The 26,388-nt window shown below is 59.8% G+C and carries 30 protein-coding genes; 18 read left to right on the top strand and 12 right to left on the bottom strand.

The window, feature by feature from the left end; translation table 11 throughout:
- Positions 1-96: 96 nt before the first annotated feature.
- Genes arsC through RT21_RS05495 form a run of 3 tightly spaced genes read left to right on the top strand, consistent with a single transcriptional unit; the run spans position 97 to position 1,455 of the window.
- The gene (arsC, locus tag RT21_RS05485) at positions 97-450 is read left to right on the top strand and encodes an arsenate reductase (glutaredoxin) (protein WP_046161936.1); all 354 of its coding nucleotides are present in this window, start codon (positions 97-99) and stop codon (positions 448-450) included.
- A complete protein-coding gene (gene wrbA / locus RT21_RS05490) occupies positions 447-1,052 on the top strand; it encodes an NAD(P)H:quinone oxidoreductase (RefSeq protein ID WP_046161937.1) in 606 nt (201 codons plus the stop codon). The genes arsC and wrbA overlap by 4 nt, the downstream gene beginning before the upstream one ends.
- Entirely contained in the window at positions 1,045-1,455 is a 411-nt protein-coding gene (locus RT21_RS05495) for a DUF2069 domain-containing protein (protein WP_046161938.1), read from the top strand. The genes wrbA and RT21_RS05495 overlap by 8 nt, the downstream gene beginning before the upstream one ends.
- A gap of 192 nt (positions 1,456-1,647) precedes the next feature.
- Here the strand turns inward: RT21_RS05495 and hda are convergent, their stop codons facing one another.
- From hda to RT21_RS05510, 3 genes are all read right to left on the bottom strand, one after another.
- Positions 1,648-2,352: a DnaA regulatory inactivator Hda gene (gene hda, locus RT21_RS05500; protein WP_046161939.1), complete on the bottom strand. Its 705-nt coding sequence runs from the start codon at positions 2,350-2,352 to the stop codon at positions 1,648-1,650.
- The gene (locus RT21_RS05505; protein WP_046161940.1) at positions 2,349-3,437 is read right to left on the bottom strand and encodes an AI-2E family transporter; all 1,089 of its coding nucleotides are present in this window, start codon (positions 3,435-3,437) and stop codon (positions 2,349-2,351) included. The genes hda and RT21_RS05505 overlap by 4 nt, the downstream gene beginning before the upstream one ends.
- Positions 3,438-3,561: 124 nt before the next feature.
- On the bottom strand, positions 3,562-4,698 hold the full coding sequence (locus RT21_RS05510) for a DUF2066 domain-containing protein (RefSeq protein ID WP_046161941.1): 1,137 nt from the start codon (positions 4,696-4,698) through the stop codon (positions 3,562-3,564).
- Positions 4,699-5,025: 327 nt separating this feature from the next.
- On the opposite strand from RT21_RS05510, the gene purM reads away from it, so the two are divergent.
- From purM to dapC, 5 genes are read left to right on the top strand one after another with little or no spacing between them, the layout of a single operon-like run.
- Positions 5,026-6,084, top strand: coding sequence for a phosphoribosylformylglycinamidine cyclo-ligase (gene purM / locus RT21_RS05515; RefSeq protein ID WP_046161942.1), 1,059 nt, complete (start codon positions 5,026-5,028; stop codon positions 6,082-6,084).
- The gene (gene purN, locus RT21_RS05520) at positions 6,084-6,734 is read left to right on the top strand and encodes a phosphoribosylglycinamide formyltransferase (RefSeq protein ID WP_046161943.1); all 651 of its coding nucleotides are present in this window, start codon (positions 6,084-6,086) and stop codon (positions 6,732-6,734) included. The genes purM and purN overlap by 1 nt, the downstream gene beginning before the upstream one ends.
- Positions 6,735-6,742: 8 nt before the next feature.
- Positions 6,743-7,453, top strand: a complete 711-nt coding sequence (locus RT21_RS05525) for a DUF3108 domain-containing protein (RefSeq protein ID WP_045428774.1) — start codon at positions 6,743-6,745, stop codon at positions 7,451-7,453.
- 57 nt (positions 7,454-7,510) lie between these two features.
- On the top strand, positions 7,511-8,176 hold the full coding sequence (locus RT21_RS05530; RefSeq protein ID WP_046161944.1) for a COG3650 family protein: 666 nt from the start codon (positions 7,511-7,513) through the stop codon (positions 8,174-8,176).
- Positions 8,177-8,225: 49 nt separating this feature from the next.
- Positions 8,226-9,422 (top strand): succinyldiaminopimelate transaminase, encoded by a 1,197-nt coding sequence (dapC, locus tag RT21_RS05535; RefSeq protein WP_046161945.1) that lies wholly within the window; start codon positions 8,226-8,228, stop codon positions 9,420-9,422.
- Positions 9,423-9,459: 37 nt separating this feature from the next.
- Here dapC and RT21_RS23765 read toward each other — a convergent pair whose 3' ends face one another.
- Both RT21_RS23765 and RT21_RS05540 read right to left on the bottom strand, forming a co-directional pair.
- The gene (locus RT21_RS23765; RefSeq protein WP_177327059.1) at positions 9,460-9,606 is read right to left on the bottom strand and encodes a hypothetical protein; all 147 of its coding nucleotides are present in this window, start codon (positions 9,604-9,606) and stop codon (positions 9,460-9,462) included.
- Between the two features lie 12 nt (positions 9,607-9,618).
- Positions 9,619-9,864: a hypothetical protein gene (locus tag RT21_RS05540; protein WP_046161946.1), complete on the bottom strand. Its 246-nt coding sequence runs from the start codon at positions 9,862-9,864 to the stop codon at positions 9,619-9,621.
- Positions 9,865-10,050: 186 nt separating this feature from the next.
- Here RT21_RS05540 and RT21_RS05545 point away from each other — a divergent pair, with 186 nt between their 5' ends.
- The 4 genes from RT21_RS05545 to RT21_RS05560 all read left to right on the top strand — a co-directional run bounded on the left by RT21_RS05545 (position 10,051) and on the right by RT21_RS05560 (position 13,213).
- Entirely contained in the window at positions 10,051-10,422 is a 372-nt protein-coding gene (locus RT21_RS05545) for an ArsC family reductase (RefSeq protein ID WP_046161947.1), read from the top strand.
- 44 nt (positions 10,423-10,466) lie between these two features.
- Complete coding sequence (gene dapD, locus RT21_RS05550) at positions 10,467-11,501, top strand: 2,3,4,5-tetrahydropyridine-2,6-dicarboxylate N-succinyltransferase (RefSeq protein ID WP_046161948.1); 1,035 nt, start codon at positions 10,467-10,469, stop codon at positions 11,499-11,501.
- A gap of 96 nt (positions 11,502-11,597) precedes the next feature.
- The gene (locus RT21_RS05555; RefSeq protein WP_046161949.1) at positions 11,598-12,803 is read left to right on the top strand and encodes an aminotransferase class V-fold PLP-dependent enzyme; all 1,206 of its coding nucleotides are present in this window, start codon (positions 11,598-11,600) and stop codon (positions 12,801-12,803) included.
- Positions 12,800-13,213: a SufE family protein gene (locus RT21_RS05560; protein ID WP_046161950.1), complete on the top strand. Its 414-nt coding sequence runs from the start codon at positions 12,800-12,802 to the stop codon at positions 13,211-13,213. Before RT21_RS05555 ends, RT21_RS05560 begins: the two co-directional genes overlap by 4 nt.
- 33 nt (positions 13,214-13,246) lie before the next feature.
- Here the strand turns inward: RT21_RS05560 and tcdA are convergent, their stop codons facing one another.
- Positions 13,247-14,053 (bottom strand): tRNA cyclic N6-threonylcarbamoyladenosine(37) synthase TcdA, encoded by an 807-nt coding sequence (gene tcdA / locus RT21_RS05565; RefSeq protein WP_045428791.1) that lies wholly within the window; start codon positions 14,051-14,053, stop codon positions 13,247-13,249.
- Between the two features lie 161 nt (positions 14,054-14,214).
- Between tcdA and dapE the strand changes: the two genes are divergently transcribed.
- The 3 genes from dapE (at position 14,215) to RT21_RS05580 (ending at position 16,653) form a co-directional block, all read left to right on the top strand.
- Positions 14,215-15,363, top strand: coding sequence for a succinyl-diaminopimelate desuccinylase (gene dapE / locus RT21_RS05570; protein ID WP_046161951.1), 1,149 nt, complete (start codon positions 14,215-14,217; stop codon positions 15,361-15,363).
- The gene (locus RT21_RS05575; protein WP_046161952.1) at positions 15,357-16,160 is read left to right on the top strand and encodes a putative RNA methyltransferase; all 804 of its coding nucleotides are present in this window, start codon (positions 15,357-15,359) and stop codon (positions 16,158-16,160) included. Before dapE ends, RT21_RS05575 begins: the two co-directional genes overlap by 7 nt.
- Positions 16,161-16,281: 121 nt before the next feature.
- Complete coding sequence (locus RT21_RS05580) at positions 16,282-16,653, top strand: hypothetical protein (protein WP_046161953.1); 372 nt, start codon at positions 16,282-16,284, stop codon at positions 16,651-16,653.
- 60 nt (positions 16,654-16,713) lie between these two features.
- On the opposite strand, the gene RT21_RS05585 is transcribed toward RT21_RS05580, so the two are convergent.
- The gene (locus RT21_RS05585) at positions 16,714-17,280 is read right to left on the bottom strand and encodes a DUF1285 domain-containing protein (protein WP_046161954.1); all 567 of its coding nucleotides are present in this window, start codon (positions 17,278-17,280) and stop codon (positions 16,714-16,716) included.
- Between the two features lie 9 nt (positions 17,281-17,289).
- The gene (locus tag RT21_RS05590) at positions 17,290-17,892 is read right to left on the bottom strand and encodes a DUF4823 domain-containing protein (protein ID WP_045428803.1); all 603 of its coding nucleotides are present in this window, start codon (positions 17,890-17,892) and stop codon (positions 17,290-17,292) included.
- Between the two features lie 867 nt (positions 17,893-18,759).
- On the opposite strand from RT21_RS05590, the gene RT21_RS05595 reads away from it, so the two are divergent.
- On the top strand, positions 18,760-20,220 hold the full coding sequence (locus RT21_RS05595) for an ATPase domain-containing protein (protein ID WP_046161955.1): 1,461 nt from the start codon (positions 18,760-18,762) through the stop codon (positions 20,218-20,220).
- Between the two features lie 103 nt (positions 20,221-20,323).
- A complete protein-coding gene (locus tag RT21_RS05600) occupies positions 20,324-21,274 on the top strand; it encodes a sensor histidine kinase (RefSeq protein ID WP_256203879.1) in 951 nt (316 codons plus the stop codon).
- Positions 21,275-21,471: 197 nt separating this feature from the next.
- Here the strand turns inward: RT21_RS05600 and RT21_RS05605 are convergent, their stop codons facing one another.
- The gene (locus RT21_RS05605) at positions 21,472-22,092 is read right to left on the bottom strand and encodes a TetR/AcrR family transcriptional regulator (RefSeq protein WP_045428807.1); all 621 of its coding nucleotides are present in this window, start codon (positions 22,090-22,092) and stop codon (positions 21,472-21,474) included.
- A gap of 73 nt (positions 22,093-22,165) precedes the next feature.
- On the opposite strand from RT21_RS05605, the gene RT21_RS05610 reads away from it, so the two are divergent.
- Positions 22,166-23,299, top strand: coding sequence for an aminotransferase class V-fold PLP-dependent enzyme (locus RT21_RS05610; protein WP_046161956.1), 1,134 nt, complete (start codon positions 22,166-22,168; stop codon positions 23,297-23,299).
- A 225-nt stretch (positions 23,300-23,524) separates the two neighbouring features.
- Here RT21_RS05610 and RT21_RS05615 read toward each other — a convergent pair whose 3' ends face one another.
- The 3 genes from RT21_RS05615 to RT21_RS05625 form a co-directional block, all read right to left on the bottom strand.
- Entirely contained in the window at positions 23,525-24,922 is a 1,398-nt protein-coding gene (locus RT21_RS05615) for an amino acid permease (protein ID WP_046161957.1), read from the bottom strand.
- Between the two features lie 187 nt (positions 24,923-25,109).
- Positions 25,110-25,895, bottom strand: a complete 786-nt coding sequence (locus tag RT21_RS05620) for a TatD family hydrolase (protein WP_046161958.1) — start codon at positions 25,893-25,895, stop codon at positions 25,110-25,112.
- A gap of 131 nt (positions 25,896-26,026) precedes the next feature.
- Positions 26,027-26,383, bottom strand: a complete 357-nt coding sequence (locus RT21_RS05625; protein WP_025241024.1) for a PilZ domain-containing protein — start codon at positions 26,381-26,383, stop codon at positions 26,027-26,029.
- Positions 26,384-26,388 lie beyond the last annotated feature (5 nt).

A 26,388-nucleotide genomic window follows, 5' to 3' on the forward strand; every position in this document is an offset into this window, starting at 1 on the left:
AGCCTACCTTGGCAGACAGCCCTCCGCGACCACCGTTTCAAGCGCCACAGCTTTGAGGGTTAGAATGGCCAACTAAATTGGCGCGAAGCAACCCAAATGACCGAATTGATCCTTTACCACAACCCACGCTGTTCGAAATCACGAAGTGCCCTGGAACTGCTCGTACAACGCGGCCTCTCCCCTTCCGTCATCCGGTATCTCGAAACGCCTCCGTCGGCTTCTGAGCTCCAGCAGATACTTGCCAGGCTGGGCATCAGCCCACGCCAGCTGCTGCGCAGCGGCGAGGAAGAGTACAAAACCCTGAACCTCGCCGACCCGACGCTCACTGATGGGCAGATCATCGACGCCATGGTCGCTCACCCGAAACTTATCGAACGGCCGATACTGGTAGCCGGTGATGTGGCGGTGATTGGTCGACAGCCGGAAAAGGTACTGGAGATCCTGCCATGAGTGCACCGTACGTCCTTGTGCTGTATTACAGCCGTCACGGCGCCACTGCGGAAATGGCCCGGCAAATTGCCCGAGGCGTCGAACAGGCAGGGCATGAGGCACGATTGCGCACCGTACCGGCCGTGTCCGCCGAATGCGAGACGGTTGCGCCTGCGATTCCCGAGCATGGCGCCATTTACGCAACGCTGGATGACCTGAAGCATTGCTCCGGCCTCGCTCTCGGTAGCCCGACCCGCTTTGGCAACATGGCCGCCCCGCTGAAATACTTCCTCGACGGCACCAGCGGACTCTGGCTGACCGGCGAACTGGTCGGTAAACCTGCTGGCGTGTTCACCTCGACCTCCAGCTTGCATGGCGGTCAGGAGACCACGTTGCTGTCCATGCTGTTACCCCTACTGCACCACGGCATGTTGCTGCTCGGCCTGCCGTACAGCCAAAACGCCTTGCTTGAAACTCGTGGCGGCGGCACCCCCTACGGCCCCAGTCACCATGCCGGAGCAGATGGCAAGCGTGCATTAGATGAGCATGAAATCAGTCTTTGCCGCGCACTAGGCCAACGCCTCGCGGAAACCGCCAAGCGTCTGGAGAATAACCGTGGCTAGAAAGCCGAAACCCCTGCCGTCGCTCGAATGGCTGACGCCACGGGTAAAACTCAGCCGTGCGATCAGCCTGGCCAGTTTCATTGGACTGGCCGTGCTATTGGTCGTCTGGAATCTGGCATTTGCCGACCTGCACGGCGCGCGCACCTGGGTGGTGGTCAGCATTCAGCTGATTCCACTCCTTCTGGTGGCCCCTGGCATGATCTCCGGAAGCCCGCGCGCCCATGCCTGGACCTGTTTTATCGTCAACCTCTACTTCATTCAAGGCGTGCTTGCCGCGATCAACCCGACCCGGATGGTTTACGGCTGGCTGGAAGCAATCATCAGCCTGACGCTCTTCATAAGCGCCCTGCTCTATACCCGTTGGGCTTATCAGTACGGTCGCAAAGCGGCTGGCGAAAGCTGAGACGAGCAGGAGGCACAGCGAGGCGAGGTGCCAGGTTCTCAGGTAACGTTGGACAGCGTCGGTGGGCTGAAGCCCACCCTACTCCAGCAGTTCAACCTACTCTCGGGTGAGCCGCATGACGACGTTTCGGTTCAGCTTGGCCGTGCTGACCTGCAAAGCCGGGCCGAACTCAACAGCCTGCTGCCAGCGTTCCTACCAGCCAAGCGTTTCCTTGAGAAACGGGATGGTCAGTTTGCGTTGCGCCTGGAGGGAGGCCTGATCGAGCCGGTCGAGCAACTCGAACAATGCGCTCATGCTGCGGGCACCGCGAGTGAGGATGAAGCGGCCTACATCGTCCGGCAGGTTCAGACCGCGGCGCGATGCTCGAAGCTGCAAGGCGCGCAGCTTGTCCTCATCCGAGAGTTCCTGAAGTTGAAACACCAGCGATAGACTCAAACGGGACTTGAGGTCTGGAAGCCGTACAGCGATTTCTCGCGGAGAGGCATCGGCGGCGAGCAACAGGCGTCGACCACTGTCGCGAAGCCGATTGAACAGATGGAACAAGGCTTCTTCCCAGACCGGATCGCCCGCTATGGCATCCAGATCATCCAGACAGACCAGCTCGCTCTGTTCCAGATCATCCAGAAGCGCCGGGCCGTATTCCGCCACTTCCGCCAACGGCAGATACACGGCCAGTTCACCACGTTGCTCGACGCGCAAGCAGGCGGCCTGAAGCAAATGACTGCGCCCGACGCCAGTACCGCCCCACAGATAGATCAATTCATCGGACCAACCAGCCGCAGGCGAACAGACTCGCTCGACATAGCCAAGCGCGGCCGCATTGGCGCCCGGGTAGAAGTTGGCAAAGGTGGCATCGTCACGAAGACGAATGCCCAGGGGTAGCTGAATGGGTTTCATGGTTGGCGGGGTGGGTCGGCCGGCGGCTCTGCATAAAGATCCGAGAGTTTATAGAGATCATGCACATGGCGCAGCAGGACCATGATCACCGCCGCAACTGGCAATGCCAGGAGCACGCCGGTAAAACCAAACAGTTGCCCCCCAGCCAGCACCGCGAAGATCACCGCAACGGGGTGTAGGCCGATACGGTCACCCACCAACAGCGGGGTTAGCAGCATGCCTTCCATCATCTGCCCTACTGTGAACACCGCCGCGACGCCCAGCAGGGGATAGAGCTCCAGACCAAACTGGAACAGCACGGCAATCACTGCTGCGCCTATGCCCACCACGAACCCCATGTACGGCACGATGCTGGCGAGGCCAGCCAAGACTCCGATCAACAGCCCCAATTCGACACCGACCAACATGAGACCAGCGGAATAGACGACAGCCAGCGCCAACATAACCAGCAGCTGACCACGCAGAAACGCGCCGATGACCTCGTGGCATTCGCGCATCAGCGCCATGACAGTATCCTCGCGCCGCCGCGGTAGAAGCGTGCGCAGTTTGGCCATGATCAGGTCCCAATCCCGCAGTAAATAGAAACACACCACCGGCACCAGCAGGAGATTCGCCAACCAGGCCAGCAAGGCGATGCTCGACGCCGTAGCCTGACTGAGGATGATCGCTACCACGTCCTTGGTGCTGCCGAGATTGGCGGAAAACGCGCTCTTGAGCTGATCGACGCGCCAGAAATCGTCGTCGAGGCCAAACCGCGCTTGCACCCAGGGCAGCGCCGTCAGCTGCAGCCAGTCCAGGCCCAGCGGTGCAAGCTCGTAGAGATGCATCAGCTGCTTGCCGAGCATCGGAACCAACACCAGCAGCAGCAACAGACACAGCAGTGTGAACAGTGAGAAAACCAGAATCACACCCCAGGTTCGGGACAGCTTCCAACGCTCCAGCCGGTCTACCAGTGGGTCGCCCAGATAAGCCAGCAGGATGCCGACCAGAAAAGGCGAAAGGATGGGTGATAGCTGATAGATCAACCAGCCAATCAAAAACAGCGCCACCAGCCATAGCCAGCGGTTGTTGTGGGTGATGGTCATGTTCTAAACGTCTTGTTTGGGTGATCAGAGGCCGCTGGCTACAGCAGGCGAAAGGGGAAACCGTGAATCGATGAATGCCATGGGTCGCAAAGCCCACTCCGACTTACTGTCGGGCGGATAAACGCTACCAACGGTAGCGCAGCAACGTACCCTGATCTGCCGGCTCGGATTGCTCGCTTGCCGGTGCGCCCGGCTCGTCGAGAGGAGATTGGGCATTGCTTGGCTGCGCTTCAGCGTCGCCGGCCGACACGTTACTGTCGCCGATAGGCTCGACGTCAGCATCGGCGCCAGCGGCGTCTATCGCTTGCATGCCAATTTCATCGGGAGCGACTTCCTGCAGCCGCGCCAAGGCTAGCTGAGCCCGCAGTTGCTCTGGACTAGCGCTGAGGCGATACACCAGCCGATCGCTTTCGACCCGCTGCAAGCGTGCGCCGAAGGGTTCAAGCAGGCGATCTAGCTCGGCGAAACGCTCCACGTCAGCCCCAAGCACCTCTAGCGTGATCTCCGTTCTGTCGCCGGGCTTAACGCGGTACTGCGGCGCCAGGAATGTGCTTACGGCAAGCATGACCTCATCGGCCAGCGCGGATCGGGTGTCGCCACTCGCCTTGCCCTGCGTCTGTTTGTCGCCAACCCAGAGACGCCAGTTGGCTTGCCAGGTTTCGCCGGACTGATTAGCCATGACGGTTAGCAGCCCATCTGCATCGTACCGCTCCGACACATCGCGAAGCGCCTGTGGATCCTTCGTTGTGACGGTCTCGGGGGTGGCCACGAGCTGCTCACTCAGATCGGCCAACGGCAAACGCAACGGCAGGCCACGATGCTGGGCGGCCGCCCGTAAGTCGGATGAGCCCTCCTGCGCATCGCCAACGAGCTGCGAGCCGTTAGCCGACTCGCCCAGCCACCAGGTCAGGATGCTCGGGCGCTCAGCGCCCCATAATGAAAGCCCCGCTGACCGCAGCGCACGCTCGGTAGTCACCGGATCGAAGTTAACGATGACTGCGTCGCCCTCATAGGCATAGCGGCTCACCAATTGCTGCGGATCGTTGCGCAATTGCGCAACGGAGTTTTGATCAGTGCTGGTGTCGCCGGTCAGACGCAGCACCAGCGTATCGAAGGCGTTTCGTAGCGCCTCTTCGCGCTCGGCTGGTTGTTGGCTGGCAACCGGCTCACGCACTTTGTAGAGATCGCTGACGGGTGCCGCCATGCCATGTGCGGACACAACTGCGCAGCACAGTGCGAGAAGACGGGAAGTTACGCGCATATTTTAGAAACTCGCTGGCTAACCAGTCATGAGGGCCTGCCGGCCCCTTGCGGCGACCGGGTTCGGAATGATCAAGCGTTATACCTTAAACAGGCACCTAACTCGGGGCAACCGCAGCAGTGACAGCCTGCGTATCGCGCCGCGGAAAATCTCGCGTGTCCCTGGCAAACCTAATCGACATCACCGATCACGGGATGGTCGCTGTGCGGCAAGCCTGATAAAATCGCGCGCTTTCCGCAGACCGGTCCGGCGCCCTCGCAGCGTCGCGACAGAAACCTGATTCTGACCCGGTCGCCCCCGCACTTCCCTTCACAGGTCCGGATTCTTATGAGCAAGCAACCCTCCATCAGCTACAAGGACGCCGGTGTCGACATCGATGCAGGCGAAGCGCTGGTCGAACGCATCAAAGGCGTGGCCAAGCGCACCGCCCGTCCTGAGGTCATGGGTGGCCTGGGCGGCTTTGGCGCGCTCTGTGAAATTCCGGCCGGTTACAAGCAGCCCGTTCTGGTTTCGGGCACCGACGGCGTCGGCACCAAGCTGCGCTTGGCATTGAACCTCAACCAGCACGACAGCATTGGCCAGGATCTGGTCGCCATGTGCGTCAACGACCTGGTGGTCTGCGGTGCCGAGCCATTGTTCTTTCTTGACTATTACGCTACCGGCAAGCTCAACGTCGACATCGCCGCAACGGTTGTAACGGGTATCGGGGCAGGCTGCGAACTGGCCGGTTGCTCGCTGGTGGGCGGCGAAACCGCCGAGATGCCCGGCATGTACGAAGGCGAAGATTACGACCTGGCCGGTTTTTGTGTCGGCGTCGTGGAAAAAAGCGAAATTATCGACGGCTCACAAGTAGCCGCCGGCGATGCTCTGATTGCCCTTCCGTCGTCCGGCCCCCATTCCAACGGCTATTCGCTGATCCGCAAGATCATCGAGGTAGCCGGCACCGATATCGAAACCACACAACTCGACGGCAAGCCGCTCACCGAATTGTTGATGGCGCCGACACGTATCTACGTGAAGCCACTACTCAAGCTGATCAAGGAAACCGGTGCGGTGAAAGCGATGGCGCACATCACCGGTGGCGGTCTGCTGGACAACATCCCACGCGTTCTGCCCGAAGGCAGCCAGGCGGTAATAGATGTCGCCAGCTGGCAGCGTCCGGCTGTTTTCAATTGGCTGCAGCAGCAAGGTAATGTCGATGAGCATGAAATGCATCGCGTGCTGAACTGTGGCGTCGGCATGGTGATCTGTGTCGCCCAGGATCAGGTCGAAGCCGTGCTCGCCAATCTACGCACCTCCGGCGAAAACCCCTGGGTCATCGGCGAAATTGGAACAGCTGACGAAGGTGCTGAACGCGTCCTGCTGAACAACCTGAAAACCCAGTAATGCACGCACCTTGTAATGTCGTCGTGCTGATCTCTGGGTCTGGCAGCAATCTCCAGGCTCTGATCGACAGCCTCGACGAAGACAACAGCCCCGCGCGTATCCGCGCGGTGGTTTCGAACCGTGCAGAGGCCTTCGGCCTGCAGCGTGCGCAAGCGGCCGACATCGATACGCACGTTGTGCAGCACAAGGATTTTGCTGATCGCGAAGCATTCGATGCGGCTCTGATGGAAATCATCGACACATACCAGCCGCAGCTGGTGGTGCTAGCCGGCTTCATGCGCATTCTCACCGCAGGCTTCGTTCGCCATTACCAGGGTCGGCTGCTCAATATCCATCCGTCCCTGCTACCGAAATACAAGGGACTGGATACCCACCGCCGGGCACTCGACGCCGGTGACCTGGAACATGGTTGCAGCGTGCACTTCGTTACCGAAGAGCTCGACGGCGGCCCTGTGGTCATACAGGCCTGCTTAAAGATTGAACCCAACGAAAGCATCGACAAGCTGACCGATAGAGTGCATACAGCCGAGCACATCATCTATCCGTTGGCTGTTCGCTGGTTCGCCGAGGGCCGCTTGCGCCTTGCCAAGCAAGGCGCGATGCTGGACGACATGCTGTTGCCGGCCACCGGCCATCTATTAAGAATTTAGGAGACATTATGCGTCGTGCCTTGCTGCTCGCCCTCGCCGTGCTGGCCCTGCCGGTCCAGGCTCTTGAGCTGAAGCCTTTCTCCGCTAGCTACACCGCGGACTGGAAACAGGTACCTGTCAGTGGCACAGCCCAGCGCAGCCTGGAAAAACGCGATGACAATACCTGGGAGCTGGATTTCGAAGCCTCGATGCTGGTCGCCAGCTTCAATGAGCGCAGCGTTTTCACAGTCGAAGGCGAGACCTTCCTACCACAGAAATACCGACTCAAACGCAGCGGGCTGGGCAAGGGCAAATCCATCAAGCACGACTTTGACTGGCAAGCCAAGCAGGTAGTCGGAGAAGACCGTGGTGACCCGGTGAAGCTTCCGCTGAATCGCGGCCTGCTGGACAAATCCACCTATCAGATCGCTCTTCAGCACGCGGTTGCAGCGGGCGAGAAGAGCATGAGCTATCAGGTCGTAGATGGCGACGAGATCGAAACCTACGATTTCCGCGTCCTAGGTGAGGAAAAAGTCAGCACGAAGGCCGGTCAGGTCGATGCGATCAAGGTCGAGCGCGTGCGCGATCCGACGCAGAGCAAGCGACAGACCATCCTCTGGTTCGCGAAGAATTGGGACTACATGCTGGTCCGCTTGCATCAGGTCGAAAAGGACGGCAAGGAGTACCAGATCATGCTCGAAGAAGGCACCGTCGACGGCCGACCCGTCAAAGGTAGCTGACCCATCTGCGCCAGCCCCACTGGCGCAGCATTGCCCCGCCTGAATTCGAGCCCGCCCATGATCGCACCCCGCGCTTTACTGCTCAGTCTCCTACCGGTTTTTGCCGGGTGTCAGTCACTGCAATGGGACGACCAGCCTCCGGCGCGACCGACCGAGCGACTGCAGGGCACCATCACCCAGCAGGACGGCAGATTGCAGTTCAGCAGCTGCCAGGGCCGACGCAACCTCGCGTTGCTCGACAGCGGCGCGACAGGACTGCCCGACGATGCACAGGCGCTGATGGCCGGAAGCAACCAGCCTTTATTTGCCGACATCCGTGGCAGTTTGATCACCCAAAGTGGCGATAGCGACCAGTTTCAGCTGACTCAGGTGTATCGCCTGCAGACAGAGGGGCCGGGGTGCAGCGACGACACTTTCAACCGGTTGCTTCTGCGCGCGACAGGTCACGAGCCAGGCTGGAGCGTGAAGATCACCAGCGGCGGCTTGCTCCTTGAACGTCCCGGCCAACCGGCCTTGGCCTTGCCCTATCTGGAAGAGCAACTGCCCAGCGGGCAGACCAGCTTCAGTACCGAGGCCAACGATCAGCGCCTCGATCTGTGGGTAGCACCGCAACGCTGCCTGGACAGCGCAACCGGCGCAGTCAGCCATCTGACTGCCGAGCTACGCCTGGACGGCCAGACCTTACGCGGCTGCGCCTACTACGGCGGCGCCCGCCAAGACTGAATCAATCGAGGCGCAGCCTGGCGCCTCTCGACGTTTCGAAGACCTGACCATGAATGACGCCTTGACCCTGTTGCAGCCCTATCCTTTCGAAAAACTGCGCGGCCTGCTTGCCGGTGCGCAGCCGCCAGCAGACAAGCGCCCAATCGCGCTGTCGATCGGAGAGCCGAAACACCGTTCGCCGGATTTCGTCGCTCAAGCACTGGCCGACAACCTTGACCAGCTTGCGGTGTACCCCACCACGCAGGGCATCCCGGCGTTGCGCGAGTCGATCGCCCGCTGGTGCGAACGACGCTTTGGTGTGACTCAAGGCTCAGTCGACCCAGCACGGCATGTATTGCCGGTCAACGGCACCCGTGAAGCGCTGTTCGCCTTCACCCAAGCCGTGGTCAACCGCGAACAGGGCGCGCTGGTGGTCAGCCCCAACCCCTTCTATCAGATCTACGAAGGTGCGGCACTTCTGGCCGGCGCCACGCCGCATTATTTGCCTTGCACTGCCGAAAATGGCTTCAATCCAGACTTCGACGCGGTTTCGCCAGAGGTCTGGCAGCAGACGCAGATCCTTTTCCTCTGCTCCCCGGGGAACCCGACCGGCGCCCTGGTCCCGCTTGAAACGCTGAAGAAGCTGATCGCATTAGCGGACGAATTCGATTTCGTCATCGCGGCCGACGAATGCTACAGCGAGCTGTATTTCGACGAAGACCAACCGCCCGCTGGGCTGTTGACTGCATGCGCAGCGCTCGGGCGCAACGATTTCAAGCGCTGCGTGGTCTTTCACAGTCTTTCCAAACGCTCGAACCTGCCGGGGCTGCGCTCCGGGTTTGTCGCGGGCGATGCCGACATTCTCAAAGCGTTTTTGCTGTACCGCACCTACCACGGCTGCGCCATGCCAGTGCAAACCCAACTGGCTAGCATCGCGGCTTGGAACGATGAGGTTCATGTGCAGGCCAATCGGCAGCTGTACCGGGAGAAATTCGACGCGATGCTGGAGATCCTCTCGCCGGTGATGGACGTGCAGCGACCGGACGGCGGCTTCTATCTGTGGCCGAAGACGCCAGTGGACGACCAGCTTTTCACCCGCGAGCTGTATGCATGCGAGCACGTCACGGTGGTCCCGGGGTCCTACCTGTCACGCGAGGTAGACGGCGTCAGCCCAGGAACGGGCCGTGTGCGCATGGCGCTTGTGGCGCCGCTGGAGGATTGCGTCGAGGCCGCGGAGCGAATCCGCGCGTTCATCACGACGCTTTGACGTCATAGCCGGACGCCATGGCGTCCGGCTCAGCGCGTCAGGCGACACCTGGCGGAATCATGTCTTTGCCATAGTCGCGCAGCTTCTCCAGATTCTCCGGCTTCATGTGTTCGGGAACGTCAGCCTTCGTGCTTTCATTCTGCTTACCCTGCTCGTCCGTGTTCGGCTTTTCCGATTCGCTCATGACACCCTCCCGTCAGATCGCATTTTCTTCCCAGATCAGCTCACCTTCATCGCTGACCTCCCTGACCTTGGTCAGCGCTGCCTCCGCGGCCACGTCAGCCTCGGACGCGAGGTCGTAACGGCGCCCGTTAGCGACTTTGAAAACATGTGCATTTTCGTCCGTGCCGCGACGCTTGATGGCGATCACCGCCTCGAACCCGTCGTCAGCAGGAACGGCGGATGAAATGGCCTCGTGGTTCTCGAAATGCTTGCGTGCCATACATGACCTCATCGTTACGATTGTGATCAATGGACAACATCTTGGGGGGAAAAGGTCGAACCTCTTTACTCGGGTGGCAAGCGCATGCGACAGGGAGGTCAGGCCGGCTTCGCGCCACGGACGGCAGGCTTCGTCTCATCGTGGCATAATCCGCGGCCCAGTTTGGCCGGAGAATGCGGAGCTGTTATGCCCGATAAAAGCAAAGGACGCTGCCTGTACGGCATCAAGGCGTGCGACACCATGAAAAAAGCCCGTACCTGGCTCGACCAGCAGGGGCTAAGCTATGAATTTCATGACTACAAGAGCGCTGGCATCGACCGCGCCCACCTGGAAGCCTGGTGCAATGAACATGGTTGGCAGATCGTACTCAACCGTGCCGGCACGACCTTCCGCAAGCTGGACGATGAGCAGAAAGCCGATCTTGACCAGGCAAAGGCCATCGAACTGATGCTGGCCCAGCCGTCGATGATCAAGCGTCCAATTCTGGATCTGGGCCACAAGACGCTCGTTGGCTTCAAGCCAGACACCTATGCTGCCGAGCTGGCAGCCAAGAACTGAGACCCGCTCGCCGAGACGAGCGCGACTGATAAAGGACTCCCCCTATGAGCAATTCCCTCTTCAGCCTGGCGTTTGGCGTCGGCACCCAGAACCGCCAGGGCAGCTGGCTGGAAGTTTTCTATGCGCAGCCACTGCTGCACCCGAGCGGCGAGCTGGTCGCCGCCATTGCGCCGCTGCTGAATTATGAAGGTGGCAATCAGGCTGTCACCATCAATACCACCCAGGCGGCTCAACTAGCCGATGCCATCAAGCCGCTCGACACCGCTCAACATGCATTGTTGACCCGCCTTGCCGAAAGCCAGCGCCCGTTGGTCGTGACCTTGCTCGCCGAGGATGCAGCACTGACCTCCACCCCTGAGGCCTATCTCAAGCTGCATTTGATTTCCCATCGCCTGGTCAAGCCGCACGGCTTGAATCTCACTGGCATCTTCCCGCTACTGCCTAACGTCGCCTGGACCAATCAGGGTGCCGTCGATCTGGCCGAGCTGGCCGAGCGCCAGCTGGAAGCGCGCCTGAAGGGCTACCTGCTGGAAGTCGTCTCGGTCGACAAATTCCCGAAGATGACCGACTACGTGGTGCCGGCCGGTGTTCGTATCGCCGACAGCGCGCGTATCCGCCTCGGCGCCTACGTCGGTCAAGGCACCACGGTGATGCATGAAGGCTTCATCAACTTCAACGCTGGCACTGAAGGCCCGGGCATGATCGAAGGCCGTGTCTCCGCTGGCGTGTTCGTCGGCAAGGGCTCGGATCTGGGCGGCGGCTGCTCGACCATGGGCACCCTGTCCGGTGGCGGCAACATCGTCATTTCGGTCGGCGAAGGCTGCCTGATCGGCGCAAACGCGGGGATCGGCATTCCGTTGGGCGACCGCAACACCGTGGAATCCGGCCTCTACATCACAGCCGGTACCAAGGTGAACCTGCTCGATGAGCAAGGCGAGCTGGTCAAGGTCGTCAAGGCGCGCGAACTGGCCGGCCAGACGGATCTGCTATTCCGCCGCAATTCGCTGAGCGGTGCGGTCGAATGCAAGACGCACAAGTCTGCGATCGAGCTGAACGAGGCGCTGCACGCGCACAACTAAACGCAGCGTCAGAACGTAGACAGGCTGGCGCTAGCTCGCCAGCCTGGTTTACGCAGTTCCTCCATCAGGCGTCCCGTCCTGCTTTCAGGAGTCCCCATGCCGCTGACATCCCCCTGGCGCGCCGATTTTCCCGCCTTGGCTATCCTTGAAGCGCAAGGTCAGACCTATCTGGACAGCGCTGCCACTTCGCAGAAGCCGCAGGCACTGATCGATGCCCTCACCGGCTACTACACCAGTGGCACCGCCAATGTGCATCGAGCCCAACACCAACCGGCAGAACGGGCGACCCGCGCATTCGAGGACTCACGTATCAAGGTGGCGCGCTGGCTCAACGCCGCATGTCCGACCGAAATCGTTTTTACCCGCGGCGCCACCGAAGCACTCAATCTACTGGCCTATGGTCTTGAGCATCTGATTTCAGCTGGCGATGAAATCGTCGTCAGCGCCCTTGAGCACCACGCCAATCTGCTGCCTTGGCAGCAATTGGCCAAGCGACGTGCCGCTAAGCTTGTCGTACTGCCGCTCGACGAGCGCGGCATTATCGACCTCGAGGCAGCAGCCAGCCTGATCGGCCCGCGCACCCGCCTGCTTGCCGTCAGCCAGTTATCCAACGTCTTGGGCGCGTGGCAGCCACTGCCCGAGTTGCTGCCAATGGCCAAGGCACAGGGCGCACTCAGCATAGTCGACGGTGCCCAAGGCGTGGTTCACGGCCGACATGACCTGCAGGCGCTGGACTGCGATTTCTATGTGCTCTCCAGCCACAAGCTGTACGGCCCGGAAGGTGTTGGCGCGCTCTACGGCCGGGGCGAGTCGTTGCTCAAACTCAAGCATTGGCAGTTCGGCGGGGAAATGGTCCGTGTCGCTGATTTCCAGCATGCCGACTTCCACGCGGCCCCACTGGGTTTCGAAGCCGGAACCCCGCCCATTGGGGGTGTGATCGGCCTGGGCGCCACGCTGGACTACCTGTCGAGACTGGATGCCGATGCTGTTGACCGGCACGAGCTCGCCCTGCATAGCGCGTTGCGCACCGGTTTGGCCGAGCGGGCAGGCCTGCGACTGCTCGGCGATCCGCAGCTGGCGCTGGCAAGCTTTACGGTCGATGGCGTCCATCACGGCGATCTGGCCCACCTGCTGACCGAACAAGGTATCGCCATACGCAGCGGCACCCATTGTGCGCAGCCCTTGATGAAAAGACTGGATATCGAAGGTGCGATTCGCGTATCGCTCGGGCTGTATAACGACGGACTCGATCTGGAGCGATTCTTCGATGCGCTGGATCAGGCACTGGAAATGCTGCGATGACCGCGCTTCCCGAAGTCGCCGCCGAAACGCTGCAAGCCTTTCAGTTGGCTGCCGGCTGGGAACAACGTGCACGGCTGTTGATGCAATGGGGTGATCGCCTTGAGCCCCTGAGCGAAACCGAACGCAACGCGCTCAACCTGGTTGCCGGATGCGACAGCAAGCTCTGGCTAGTCGGCGCGCGACAGGACAACCACTGGCATTTCCGCGGCACCAGCGACGCGCGTCTGTTGCGTGGGCTGCTTGCCGTGCTGCTGGTTCGCGTCAATGGCCTGAATGTCGGCGAGCTACAGCAGCTCGACATAGCGGAATGGTTCAGCCAGCTTGGCCTCTCACGGCAGCTTTCGCCATCACGAGCCAATGGGATGAACGCCGTTCTTGGCAGAATGCGTGAGCTGGCAGAGGCTACCTGACCGGCGCTAACAGAGGCCAGACAAACGCCGCTATCAGGTCTTCAGACGCTCCGCCGGCCGCCGAGCCCCAGCGACCAGCTTGTCTACCGCCTTAGCCGCCGCGACCAGACCGAAACTGGCCGTCACCATCATCGACGCGCCGAACCCGCCGGCACAGTCGAGCTTCACCCCTTCACCGACGAAGCTTTTGCTTTGACAGACGCCACCATCTGGCTTGGGGTAGCGCAGCTGTTCGGTGGAAAACACACACGGCACGCTGTAGGTACGCCCAGGGGTTCGAGAGAAATTGTATTCACGCCGTAATAGCGAACGCGCTTTCGCCGCGAGGGGGTCGTTGAACGTTTTGTTCAAATCGGCGACCTGGATCTGGGTAGGGTCCACCTGTCCGCCCGCGCCGCCAGTGGCAATGATCTGGATCTTGCGACGCTTGCACCAGGCGATGAGCGCGGCCTTGGCCGGCACGCTGTCGATGCAGTCAATGACGCAATCCAGCTGCTCGGTAATGTACTCGGCCATGGTTTCGCGAGTCACGAAGTCGGCCACGGCGTGAACCACACACGCCGGGTTGATCGCCTTTATCCGCGCCGACATTTCATCCACCTTTGGCTTGCCCACCGCACCTTCTAGCGCATGGACCTGCCGATTGGTGTTGGTGATGCAGACATCATCGAGATCGAACAGGCTGATTTCACCGACGCCACTGCGCGCCAGCGCTTCGGCCGCCCAAGAGCCGACCCCGCCGATACCGACCACCGCGACATGTGCAGCCGCTAAACGCTGCAGCCCCTCGGAGCCGTACAGACGGGCAATGCCGCCGAAACGTTGATCGTCGATAGACATGTCATACCTCAAACAAGACGTTTGCCGATTATAGGCCCGAGCCCCACGTCGTCCCAGCCAGGCATACCGAAGCGTTTCGAAAACGGCTTGCTTCCGCCCCGCTGCTGCCATGCTTTTTAATTTAATATGGCGCCCTTTCCCCGCCTTGCCCCGGAGCTGTGATGACCGCCGCCGCCCTCTCACCGACCCTCGAACTCGCCTGCGAGCTGATCAATCGGCCATCGGTCACTCCGCTGGATGAGGGTTGTCAGCAACTGATGAGTGAGCGCCTCGCCGCCTGCGGCTTTGCTATCGAGCCGATGCACATTGAGGACGTCGAGAACTTCTGGGCAATCCGTGGCAGCGAAGGTCCCGTGTTGTGCTTCGCCGGCCACACCGACGTGGTCCCTACCGGTCCGATACAGGCGTGGCAGAATCCTCCGTTTGCCGCGCGCATCGACGAAAACGGCATGCTTCATGGCCGTGGCGCTGCCGACATGAAAGGCAGCCTGGCGTCGATGATTGTGGCGGTCGAGCGCTTTACCGCTGAGCATCCGAACCACAAAGGCCAGATCGCTTTCCTCATCACCAGCGACGAGGAAGGCCCTGCGCACCACGGCACAAAGGCTGTGGTAGAGCGCTTGCGTGAGCGCGGCCAGCGGCTTGACTGGTGCATCGTTGGTGAGCCATCGAGCACTACGCTGGTCGGCGACGTGGTCAAAAACGGCCGCCGCGGCTCGCTCGGTGGCACGCTTACGGTTCGCGGCCAACAGGGCCATGTGGCTTACCCGCATCTTGCCAAGAACCCGATCCATCTGGCGGCACCGGCACTGGCCGAACTGGCAGGTGAACACTGGGACGATGGCAATGACTTCTTCCCGCCGACCAGCTTCCAGATCTCCAATCTGAATTCGGGCACAGGCGCCACCAACGTCATCCCCGGCACGCTGGAGGCGGTGTTCAATTTCCGTTTTTCCACCGAATCCACCGTCGAAGGGTTGCAGCAACGCACTGCGGCGATTCTCGATAAACACGGTCTCGACTGGAACGTCGACTGGGCCCTTTCGGGCCTTCCCTTCCTGACTGAACCCGGTGACCTGCTCGACGGCGTGGCTGCGGCAATCCGCAGCGTCACTGGCCGCGAGACCTCACCATCCACCAGTGGTGGCACCTCGGACGGGCGTTTCATCGCGACTTTGGGCGCGCAGGTCGTCGAGCTGGGCCCGGTCAACGCAACGATTCATCAGGTGGATGAGCATATCCTCGCCAGCGACCTCGACCTGCTCACCGAGATCTACTACCAGACCCTGGTCAACCTGCTCGCATGCTGACCTGTCCTATCTGCCACGCCGAGCTCCGCGCGGCGGACAACGGCGTCGTCTGCCCGGCCAATCACCGTTTCGATCGGGCCCGCCAGGGCTATCTCAATCTGCTGCCGGTGCAGCACAAGAACAGCCGCGACCCGGGCGACAACCAGGCCATGGTCGAGGCGCGGCGGCGCTTCCTCGAGGGGGGTTACTACGCGCCGCTGGCGAGGCGACTGGCACAGCTGGCAGGCGAACGCTCACCGAGTCGCTGGCTGGATATCGGCTGTGGCGAAGGTTATTACACAGCGCAGATTGCTCAGGCTTTGCCCGATGCGGACGGCTACGCGCTGGACATTTCCCGTGAAGCCGTCAAACGCGCCTGTAAGCGTGCGCCGCAGATCGAGTGGCTCGTAGCAAGCATGGCACGGGTGCCACTGGCTGATGCCAGCTGCGATCTGCTGGCCAGTGTATTCAGCCCGCTGGACTGGACCGAAGCACGGCGTCTGCTAGCACCCGGCGGCGGCCTGCTGCGCATGGGTCCGACTCGCGAGCACTTATGGGAATTGCGAGGTTTGCTGTACGACGAAGTCCGCGACTACGACGATCAGAAGCATCTTTCGCTGATCCCCGAAGGCATGCACCTCGCTCACAGCGGGACACTGTCCTTCGAGCTGCAACTGGATGACCCACAAGCCCGTGCTGATCTACTGGCGATGACCCCGCACGGTTGGCGCGCCAGCGCCGAACGCCGCGCAGCAGTCATCCAAGCGCCATTGCACGTACGGGTTGCGATACGCTATGACTGGATTCAGCGAAACTGATCAGGTTATCCAAACGAATACGGCATCGGCTTTGGGGTCGATCCAATGCGTCTGATGCAGCCTTCTAGGCTTCAACAGTCAACATCAACCGGCTGCAACATCAGCCAGACAAGGCCATCCCATGCGTCAACCGGATATCGAAATTTACATAAGGGACGCGAGCCAGGACGCCGTCACTGAGTGGCTGAACCAGGCGGTCGGAAGCTGCTCTGCCTGGCAAGCCAAGGGTAAAACCTTCAAGTGCAGCGCCGGCAACATTCCACTGACCTGGCTGCCGAAGGCCGTGGGAAAGTGGCACAGCCTGTTGCTCGAAAGCGACGCGACGCCCTGGGAAGACGATATCGCCTGCGCCCGCGACGCCTATCAGGCACTTGGTGTAGAGATTCGCTGCGCACCGGGCGGTTGGCAGGAAGAAGAATCGGTGGAAGACGCCGACCGCTGGATCAGCGTCAGCGAGCGCGGCGAAGCTGAAATCCTCTGGCGGACCGACTAATCTCCCATTGGCACAGCACGCGCGGTACGGCTTCCTTCTGTAGCGATACGCTCGATCGAACTACTCGGAGCGACCAATCGGGAAAAACTGGCCTTGGCTCCAGATCCCCAGCCAATCGGCGCCATCGATCTCACGCGGCACGGCCAATTCCACCAACTGGTAGAACACGTTGCGATGAATCAGCGCTTCGAGGTTGGCCCGCACATGAACATAGGGTGCTGGCTCCTGAGTATCCGGATCTAGCTCGACCCGGATTGGATGCTCTGCTCCCGCTTCGGTTTCGTCGCCGACATTGGTGATAAAGCGAAGCACCTGGGCTTCTCCGCTTCCCTCTGCCACCAGTTCAACCGCCACGAACGGCGCATCATCCACCTTGATGCCGACCTTCTCGACTGGGGTCACCAGGAAGTAATCATCGCCGTCTCGCCGGATCACCGTGGAAAACAGTCGCACCATAGCAGGCCGCCCGATAGGCGTGCCCTGGTAGAACCAGCTACCGTCGCGCATGATCCGCATGTCCAGATCACCACAGAACGGCGGATTCCACAGGTGCACCGGTGGCAAGCCTTTCTTCTCGGCGCTGGGAATCTGACTCAACAGATTCGCAGCTTTTCCCGCATCGCTCATATTGGCTCCTCAGCGCCCCAGGCCTATCAGGCGCCGAGCGTAATCACGCAAGGGCGGACCCAACAAGACCTGCGGTGTCGCGTCATAGATGTTTAGCAATCCGCCGCGACTGCGAATACTTGCCGTATCGGCCAGATATCTATTGCCGGTCTCGATCAGCATCAACTGAACCGTGCTCGTATCAACACCCAGTCGATCAAGCGCGCGTTGGTCATCAAACTCATCGAAACTGCCGATACGGTCGTCTGCTGCGGCGAATCGTGTGTACAGCAAGTAATGGGCACCAGCGATTGCCGCCTGGTTCAATGCTTCTTCCAGTCCTACAGGTTCTGGAGCACGCCGGACCAGCGGAAAGTACTGAACAAAGCTCTCAAACGCCTCTTCGGCTACTACGTTCGGGCGCGGATAGGCGCCACCTGGGGGAACGAAGTGACCCTGCGCAATGTAGATGAACGAGTCGGGCTGCAGGCGCCACGAGGCGGACCTGACCGTCTCGCTATGGTCGAGAATACCAACGTCGCGCAGCTGATGGCGGGTCCCCTCAGCCATGTCGCTTACCTTCATGCAGCCGCTTAACAGGAGTGCGGCCACGATAAGGCTAAACACATTCATCTCTCGCTCCAGACGTGACGGAAAACCGACGATTAGCGAAGCAATGCAGCAAACACGCCAGTTCAACGATGCGTCGTACACAATCGCCTTCCGTCGCGCAGTAATGAAACCGGTGCCATCAAACTGATAAAGCGCCGCCAATATCTTGCGCAGCGAATAATAGCCCGCCATACGCGCACGATTGGCACGGTGGCTCTGCCGACATCAACGGCACGAGCGCATTAGCATCAAAAGTGACGAATTTCAGTGTCTGGATGATTGTCCTATATCGGTAGGCTTCACGCTGGAAGATAGCTATATCCTCCCGTTTTATGCCTGAAGTTCACCGTTCCCATTATCGAAAAAAGGACACGGACCTAACGTCATGGCCGGTTAAGTCTTCGTTTCTCACCTTAGGGTGTACTACCAACACCTGCCCCATCAGATATCGGCTAGCTATGTCCACGCGAAGCGAAGAGCCATGAGATTGTAGATTCTCTGACGCGTCGCGTTGGCCCTAACGCTGACGCCGCAGCAGTCGCCCAGGCAATCATCTCCATACTGCAGGACATAGACTCAGCGCTGGCGCCCATCGTTGGGCCGCAAGGCGTTGCCGCTCTGTATCGCCGTAGCCTTCACCTCTGCCTATCCAACCACCCGCACATGGCGAGCATCTATGCCGGGGTGCAGGGTTCCCCGGACCTGACAGCTTTGAAGGCCGTGCTCGTTAAGCAAAGCGAAGCCGAAGCGCTGTTTTTTTAGTGAGGTGTTGCTAGTTACATTCCACGAGCTGCTGACCACGCTTATCGGGTCGTCGCTCACTACACGCTTGCTTCGCGGTGTGTGGGAACCTTCTTCGAGCGAAACCCCTGCGCAGGAAAAATCGCCATGAGCACCAAAGCGACTATCAACCGCCTAGCCACCGGTGTGCCGGGGTTGGATGAAGTGCTTGGCGGAGGGTTGCCGGAGTTTTCCTTCAACCTGATCGCTGGCCCCCCAGGCTGTGGCAAAACCACCCTGGCTCACCAGATGATGTTCGCGCTGGCGACCCCCGAACGCCCCGCGCTTCTTTTTACGGTGCTCGGTGAGCCACCGCTGAAAATGCTGCGCTATCAACAGCAGTTCGAGTTCTTCGACAGCGAAGCGATTAACAAGCCGATCCGCTACATCAACCTGGCTGACGACACCCTCGCCGGCGATCTGGACGAAGTGCTGCGGCGTATCGTCAGCGAGGTCGAAAGCCATTCGCCCGCGCTGGTGTTCGTCGACTCGTTCCGTTCGGTAGTACTGGCAAGCCAGACCCAGAACAACCCGAACAACAATCTGCCGCAGTTCGTTCAACAACTGGGCATGCTGATGACCACTTGGCAGGCAACGACCTTTCTGATTGGTGAGTACTTCACCGAAACCGATACCAACCCGATTTTCACCGTGGCCGATGGGCTGATCTGGTTGCGCCAGAGCGTTCAGCGCAATTCCATGGTACGTAAGATGGAAATCATGAAGATGCGCGGCCAGCCAACGTTGCCCGGGTTGCACACGTTCCGCATCGCTACATCGGGAATCAAGGTGTTTGCACCCGCGGCGTCTAGTACCGTCGAGGCACCGCAGACCTTCCCTATTAAGCGCCTGAAAATGGGCGTACCGCGGCTCGACGATATGCTGGGCGGCGGCCTCCCTCGGGGCTACTCACTGCTCGTGGCCGGGCCATCGGGTTCTGGTAAAAGCATTCTGGCTGCATCTTTTCTCGCCGAGGGTGTTCGCAATGGCGAAACCGGGGTCATCGCCGTATTCGAACAACGACCCAATCGCTCGCAAAATGCCACTCTTGCCGATTTGATCAAGAACGACCAAGTCGGTTTGGTCGACAGTCGTGCCCCGGACCTCTCCATCGATGAAATCGTTTCTCAGCTGTTGAGCGAGATCGACCGATTGAAGGCGACCCGCGTGGTAATCGACTCCCTGTCGGGCTTCAAACTGGCGCTGGCCCCTACATTCCGTGAAGACTTTCGTGAATCGCTTTCACGGATGGTCACCGCACTGACCTCTGTTGGGGTCAGTGTGCTGATGACTTCGGAGCTCGAAGATCGCTACACGGACTTGCGATTCAGCCCTTACGGTACGGCCTTTCTCACCGATGCCATCATCGTCCAGCGTTATATAGAAGTAGAGAGCCGCTTGCTGCGCATCATGGCGGTGGTCAAGGTGCGCGCCAGCAGTCATTCGGATGAGTTACGCCTTTATCGCATTGACGATAAAGGACTGCAGATTGGTGAGATGTTGTCGGATCAAGAAGGTCTCCTCGGAGGACGACCTACCCAACGGCGTCTCAGTGGGAACGAGGGGTGAATACAAACTCGTGAAAAAGACTAGTGCCGACAACAAGCAAGCTATGGCTGCCGCCTCCAGCGAAATGTTCCGGCTCGGGCAGTAAACCGTCGAAGCTCGGGCAGTGCTCGCGGCATTGCATAAAGAGCTCAACGACACTAATAGCCAGCTCGTCGACAGTCAGCAGATGGAGCAACTGATCGAGGCCAACCAGCAATTGGTTCTAGCGACCCTGTTAGCGCAGTCGGATGCAAAAAGATCGCAGCTCACGCAAGCAGAGCAGCAGCTATATCAGGATATGCGTGAAGCCAACGAACAGTTGGTTACGGCCGCCTTGAGCGCAAAAGACCTGCAGGCCTCAGCCGAACTCGCCCTGGAGCAGCAACGCAAGGTACTCGCATTGGTAGCTCACGAACTGCGCAATCCCCTGACTCCCATCAGCATGATCGCAGGGGGTCTGGGTCGTGTGCCCAGCGAGGAGCTGCCGCGAATGCAGGCCTTGATCGAGGGACAGGTACGCCACATGTCTCGACTGGTAGAAGATCTGCTCGACCTCGCGCGCGCCAGCACCGGCAAGTTTCGACTCAAATGTTGCGTTGTCGATCTGGTTCAGATCATCCATGAAGCTGTGGATCTCTGCAGTCCGGCAATGATCGCGCGCAACATACACTTGAGCACAATACTCCCCGACGGGGAGCTGGCAATAAACGGCGACCCCATGCGGCTCGCCCAGATTCTTGGCAACCTGTTGGGTAATGCGGCCAAGTACACGCCGGTCGGTGGCTCGGTCAGCCTTTTAGCGACTGCCGAAGCGGGCATGGTGGAGGTCAGCATTCGCGATAACGGCATCGGGATCACAGCACAAGCGCTACCGTTCATTTTCGAGCCATTCGTGCAGGATGTGAATGCGGTTGGTTTCAACGGCGCAGGGCTGGGCATCGGTCTGACGGTAGTGCGCGAGTTGGTCGAGGCACACGGTGGCACGGTGACCGGCAAGAGTGAGGGAAGCGGTAAAGGAAGTGAGCTGGTCGTGAGGCTTCCTTTGGTGAAGCATCACACTTCGTTGGGACGCTGAATCTGAATCCAAATGCTGAGATGGTTTCCCAGCACTAACGACCAGAGTAGTCGCGAAGGCACAGCAGCGGCCGAGGAAGTCCGCTGCCCTATATAGTCCGAATGACCCGTTTCAGTCACCAACCTTTATGCGTTCTCAATTCTAGAGAATGCTCCGCGACCCTATCATTAGTACGCCACCACATTGCAGAGACTGGGCTAGTCTCGCTTGCGCTTGTTGCCCATACGCACGCCGATATCCATAAGAAACTGGAAGAAGCCTTCTTGATCCTCCAGAACATTGCTCCAGAACGGCGAGTGGTAGAGCGCTACAGCCCCATGTACCAAGGCCCAGGCTGCGCAATAGTGGAAATAAGGCGGCACGTCCTCCAGCTTTCCTTCGGCAATGCGCCCTTTGATCAGCTGAGTTAGATGCTCGAAGTTGGAGGCACGGATACGGTGCAGCTCCTCGACCATTTCCGGTACCTGATTACCCTTGACCACCTTTTCCTCGAGACGGTCGAACAACCGATAGCGCTGGGGATCGCCCATGCGAAATTCGAAGTAGGCGCGAGACAGCGCTTCTTTGTCCTGATCAAGACTCGGTGAATGCAGCAGCTCGTTCAGATCCCGCTCGTAGTCGAGCATCAGCCGCAGGTAGATTTCGGCCTTTGATTTGAAGTGCTTGTAGATGGTGCCTTTGCCGATCCCCACCCTGTCGGCGATCATCTCGACGGTGACGCTGTCTTCTCCCTGTTCGAGGAACAACTGGAGCGCCGTGTCGAGAATCTCTTGTTCGCGACGGCGAAATTCGCGGACCTTACGGGATTCATTTTGCATAAGTGGCTGCAGTGAGAAAAATCGAAGCAGATGATTATGCCTGTTTAGTCAGAAAATGCACGGAAGATTGCCTATGAGTACATTGAATGACGAATTCCCCCAAATCGACGGCTTGCGGTACCTGAATCACGCGGCCGTCTCGCCCTGGCCTCGCCGTGCGAGCGATGCGGTAACCAGATTTGCCCAACAGAACATCACGATTGGCGCGCGCGACTACCCGCAGTGGCTGGCGGTCGAAACCCGTCTGCGAAATCGCCTGGCCAGATTGCTGAACGCACCAACCCCAGCAGACATAGCGCTGGTCAAGAACACCTCGGAAGCACTGTCTTTCGTGGCCTTCGGATTGGAGTGGAAGCCCGGTGACCAAGTCGTCATCAGCGATGAGGAGTTTCCCTCCAACCGTGTAGTTTGGGAGGCGTTGCGGCCGCAAGGGGTCGAGGTCATCCAGGTCAGCCTCAAGGGTGAAGATCCGGAAGGCGACCTGCTCGCGGCCTGCGGGCCGAACGTTCGCTTGCTGGCGATCAGCGCCGTGCAGTACGCGAGCGGCCTGCGGCTAGACCTGCCGCGACTCGGTGAAGGCTGCGAACAACGTGGCGTACTGCTATGCATCGACGCAATCCAACAGCTGGGCGCGCTGCCATTCGATGCTCAGCAATGCCGGTGTGCATTTGCGATGGCCGACGGCCATAAATGGCTGCTGGGCCCAGAAGGTTTGGGTGTGTTCTATTGCCGGAGCGATCTACGCGATCAGCTCAAGCTTCACGAGTACGGCTGGCATATGCTCGAGCACGCCGGTGATTATGAACGCAGCGATTGGCAGCCGGCGAACAGCGCGCAGCGCTTCGAGTGCGGCAGCCCGAATCTGCTCGGCGCCATGGCATTGGAAGCCAGCCTGTCCTTATTGGAAGAGGTGGGAATAGTCACGGTGGCACAGGCACTGGCCGAACGCATCGACCACCTCCAGCGAGAGCTATCGGCCATGCCGGGGGCCGAATTGCTGAGCCCAACCGATCCAAGTCGGCGAGCCGGCATTCTGACGTTCCGGATCGATGGGATAGACAACTCGACGCTCTTTCAACGCCTCAAGGAGGAGCAGGTCGTCTGTGCGCTTCGTGGTGGAGGGATCAGATTCTCACCACATTTTTACACGCCGCCAGCGGTCATCGAGCAGAGCCTGGCGGTTGTTCGCGGGCTGCTCGCGAAGTGAGCGATCAGCCTGGACGCGACTATTCCAAATCCGTTTAAAAATCGCCGCAATCGCCCAGCAGCGTTGAGGATTCGGACCAATACTGCAATCACTGGCCGCGCAATCCCCCCACTGCTCGGCCAGCTGAGGGAGCGAGGAACGTGACCTCATACTCCTAATGGTCTTGACCCGGCTCCTCGCGACGCCGGGTTTTTTTTGTTCGCTGTGGCGATACGCCTCAACGTATCAACCATGCGCGGCACGCCGGCTCGAAAGCCGCAACCGGAAGCACAGCCAGATAAACAGCGCCCAAAATGGTATCGCGATGATCGAGGTTCGCAGACCGGGCATCGACAACATGATCGCGGCAATCAACGCTACGAACGCCAAGCAAAGGTAATTGCTGAGCGGATACCAAAAGGCCTTGAACGAAGGCTCGATGCCCTGCGCTTTCATCGCCTTGCGAAACTTCAAGTGGGCGAGACTGATCATCGCCCAGTTGATCAGCAGCGCCGCAACCACCAACGACATGAGCAACTCGAGCGCTGTTTGCGGCAGCAGGTAGTTCACCAGCACACAGAGCATGGTGACGAGTGCAGAGACAGCGATTGCAAGCACCGGTACCCCACGGCGATTGACCATCATCAACACCTTCGGCGCATCGCCCTGCTCCGCCAGGCCGTACAGCATGCGACTGTTGCAGTACACGCCGCTGTTATAGACAGAGAGAGCCGCCGTCAGCACCACAAAGTTGAGAATGTGCGCAGCCGTGTCACTGCCGATCAGTGAAAAGATTTGCACGAAAGGGCTGCCGCTGTAGGGGTCGCCGGCCGAGCCCAGCGTTTCCAGCAGACTGTCCCAAGGATAGAGCGCCAGCAGAACGCTGAGCGCGCCAATGTAGAAGATCAGAATCCGATAAACGACCTGATTGATGGCTTTGGGAATGACTGTCTTCGGGGCGGATGCTTCAGCTGCGGTGATCCCCACCAGCTCCAAGCCGCCGAATGAAAACATGATGATTGCCAAGGCCATGACCATCCCGCTGATGCCGTTGGGGAAGAACCCGCCGTGGCTCCAGAGGTTGCTGAAGCTAGCCTGTTCGCCACCCGCGCCGCTCAGCAAGAGGTACAGGCCGAGCGCAATCATGCCGACAATGGCTCCGACCTTGACGATCGCGAACCAGAACTCAGTCTCACCAAAGGTCTTAACGTTGACTAGGTTGATCAGATTGATCAGCACAAAAAACACCGCAGCGGTGGCCCAAGTCGGCACCTCCGGCCACCAAAACTGGACGTACTTGCCCACCGCGGTCAGTTCGGCCATCCCCACCAGGACATACAGCACCCAGTAATTCCAACCGGAGAGAAAGCCTGCATAAGGGGCCCAATATTTGTGCGCAAAATGACTGAAGGATCCCGCAACCGGCTCCTCGACGATCATCTCGCCGAGCTGACGCATGATGAGGAAGGCGATCATCCCACCGATGGCATAGCCAAGGATCATCGACGGCCCGGCGCTGCGCAGCACGCCGGCTGAGCCAAGGAAGAGCCCCGTTCCAATAGCCCCGCCGAGTGCGATCAGCTGAATGTGCCGGTTTTTCAGGCCGCGTTGAAGCGGCCCGGTGTGCAGCTTATCGCTGGACATGGCGTCACCTAGTTTGGTCTGTGACGAAGAAATGAAGAGACTGACGGAAGGCTATGCTTTTGAGCGCCAACCCAAACCCTCGTATCCGCATGCCGGCAACCGGCATGTGCATTAAGCGGCGCGGATTGTACACGGCATGTGCGGAGAAGGCCCGCCAACCACACCGCCTTGCACGCGCTCGCGTTCGTCAGTTCTTGACGCGCGCCAAGGGAAACAGCCGCTTGAAGTTGTCCGTAGTCTGCGACGCCAGCATCTCGAAACCGACCCCGCGCAGATCAGCGAGATACTCGGCGACCTCGCGCACATACTGCGGCAGGTTCGGTTTTCCGCGGTAGGGGATGGGGGCCAGGTAAGGCGAATCCGTCTCCACTAGCAGGCGATCCGCAGGAACACGGCGAGCGACATCTCGCAAGGCATCGGCGTTGCGAAATGTCACGATGCCGGATAGCGAAATATAGAACCCGAGATCCAAGGCAGACTTGGCCATGTCCCAGTCTTCGGTGAAGCAATGCAGTACGCCGGCCTGCGGCAACGAAGCTTCGCGGAGCAGCGCCAGCGTGTCGGCACGAGCCGCACGAGTGTGGACGATGACTGGTTTACCGCTGATCCGTGCGGCATCGAGATGCAGACGGAAGGATTGCTGCTGCAACTCGGCGGCTTCAGGCTCGTAGTGGTAGTCAAGCCCTGTTTCGCCGATCGCCACGACACCGGGCGCGTCCAGTTCCTGCAGCAACCAGTCCATGGCAGGCTCGGCACCGGGCTCGAGGTCCAGCGGGTGCACCCCCACCGAACAATCGACGTCGTCATAGCTCTGCGCAAGCGCTTTGACCGCAGCAGTATTTTCGGCGCTGACACCGATACAAAGGAAATGTCCAACACCACGCTGACGAGCAGCATGCAGAGCTGCATCGAGGGAGTTGTCGTGCAAGGTAAGATCGAGACGATCGAGGTGGCAATGCGAGTCGATCAGCATGGAAAAGTACCCGAACCGAAAACGCGCAATTGTAGAGCAAAGCAGCCCATCGGTTGCAGTCAGGTCAGATCAGCGCGGCGGAAAAAGCAACGGCAAAAAGAAGTTGAGCGAACGGATCGCTTGCGATGACGCTACATGGTGTGCGTTGGGCGGTCTGATTTCATCGCGCCGGCGAGGTAGGTTTCAATCTTGTTGCGAGCAGTCGAGTCACCCTCATTGAACTGCACGCCAACGCCTGCGGCCCGGTTGCCTTGGGCGCCCTTGGGCGTGATCCACACGACCTTACCCGCGACAGGGATCTTTTCCGGCTCGTCCATCAGGCTCAGCAGCATGAATACCTCGTCGCCAAGCTTGTAACTCTTGTTAGTCGGGATGAACAATCCGCCATGCTTGATGAACGGCATGTACGCCGCATAGAGCACTGACTTGTCCTTGATGGTCAGAGACAGAATGCCGTTACGCGGACCAAGGTTTGCAGGCAGGCTCATGCGGT

This window comes from Pseudomonas sp. 10B238, assembly GCF_000970615.1.
GTDB lineage: Bacteria > Pseudomonadota > Gammaproteobacteria > Pseudomonadales > Pseudomonadaceae > Stutzerimonas.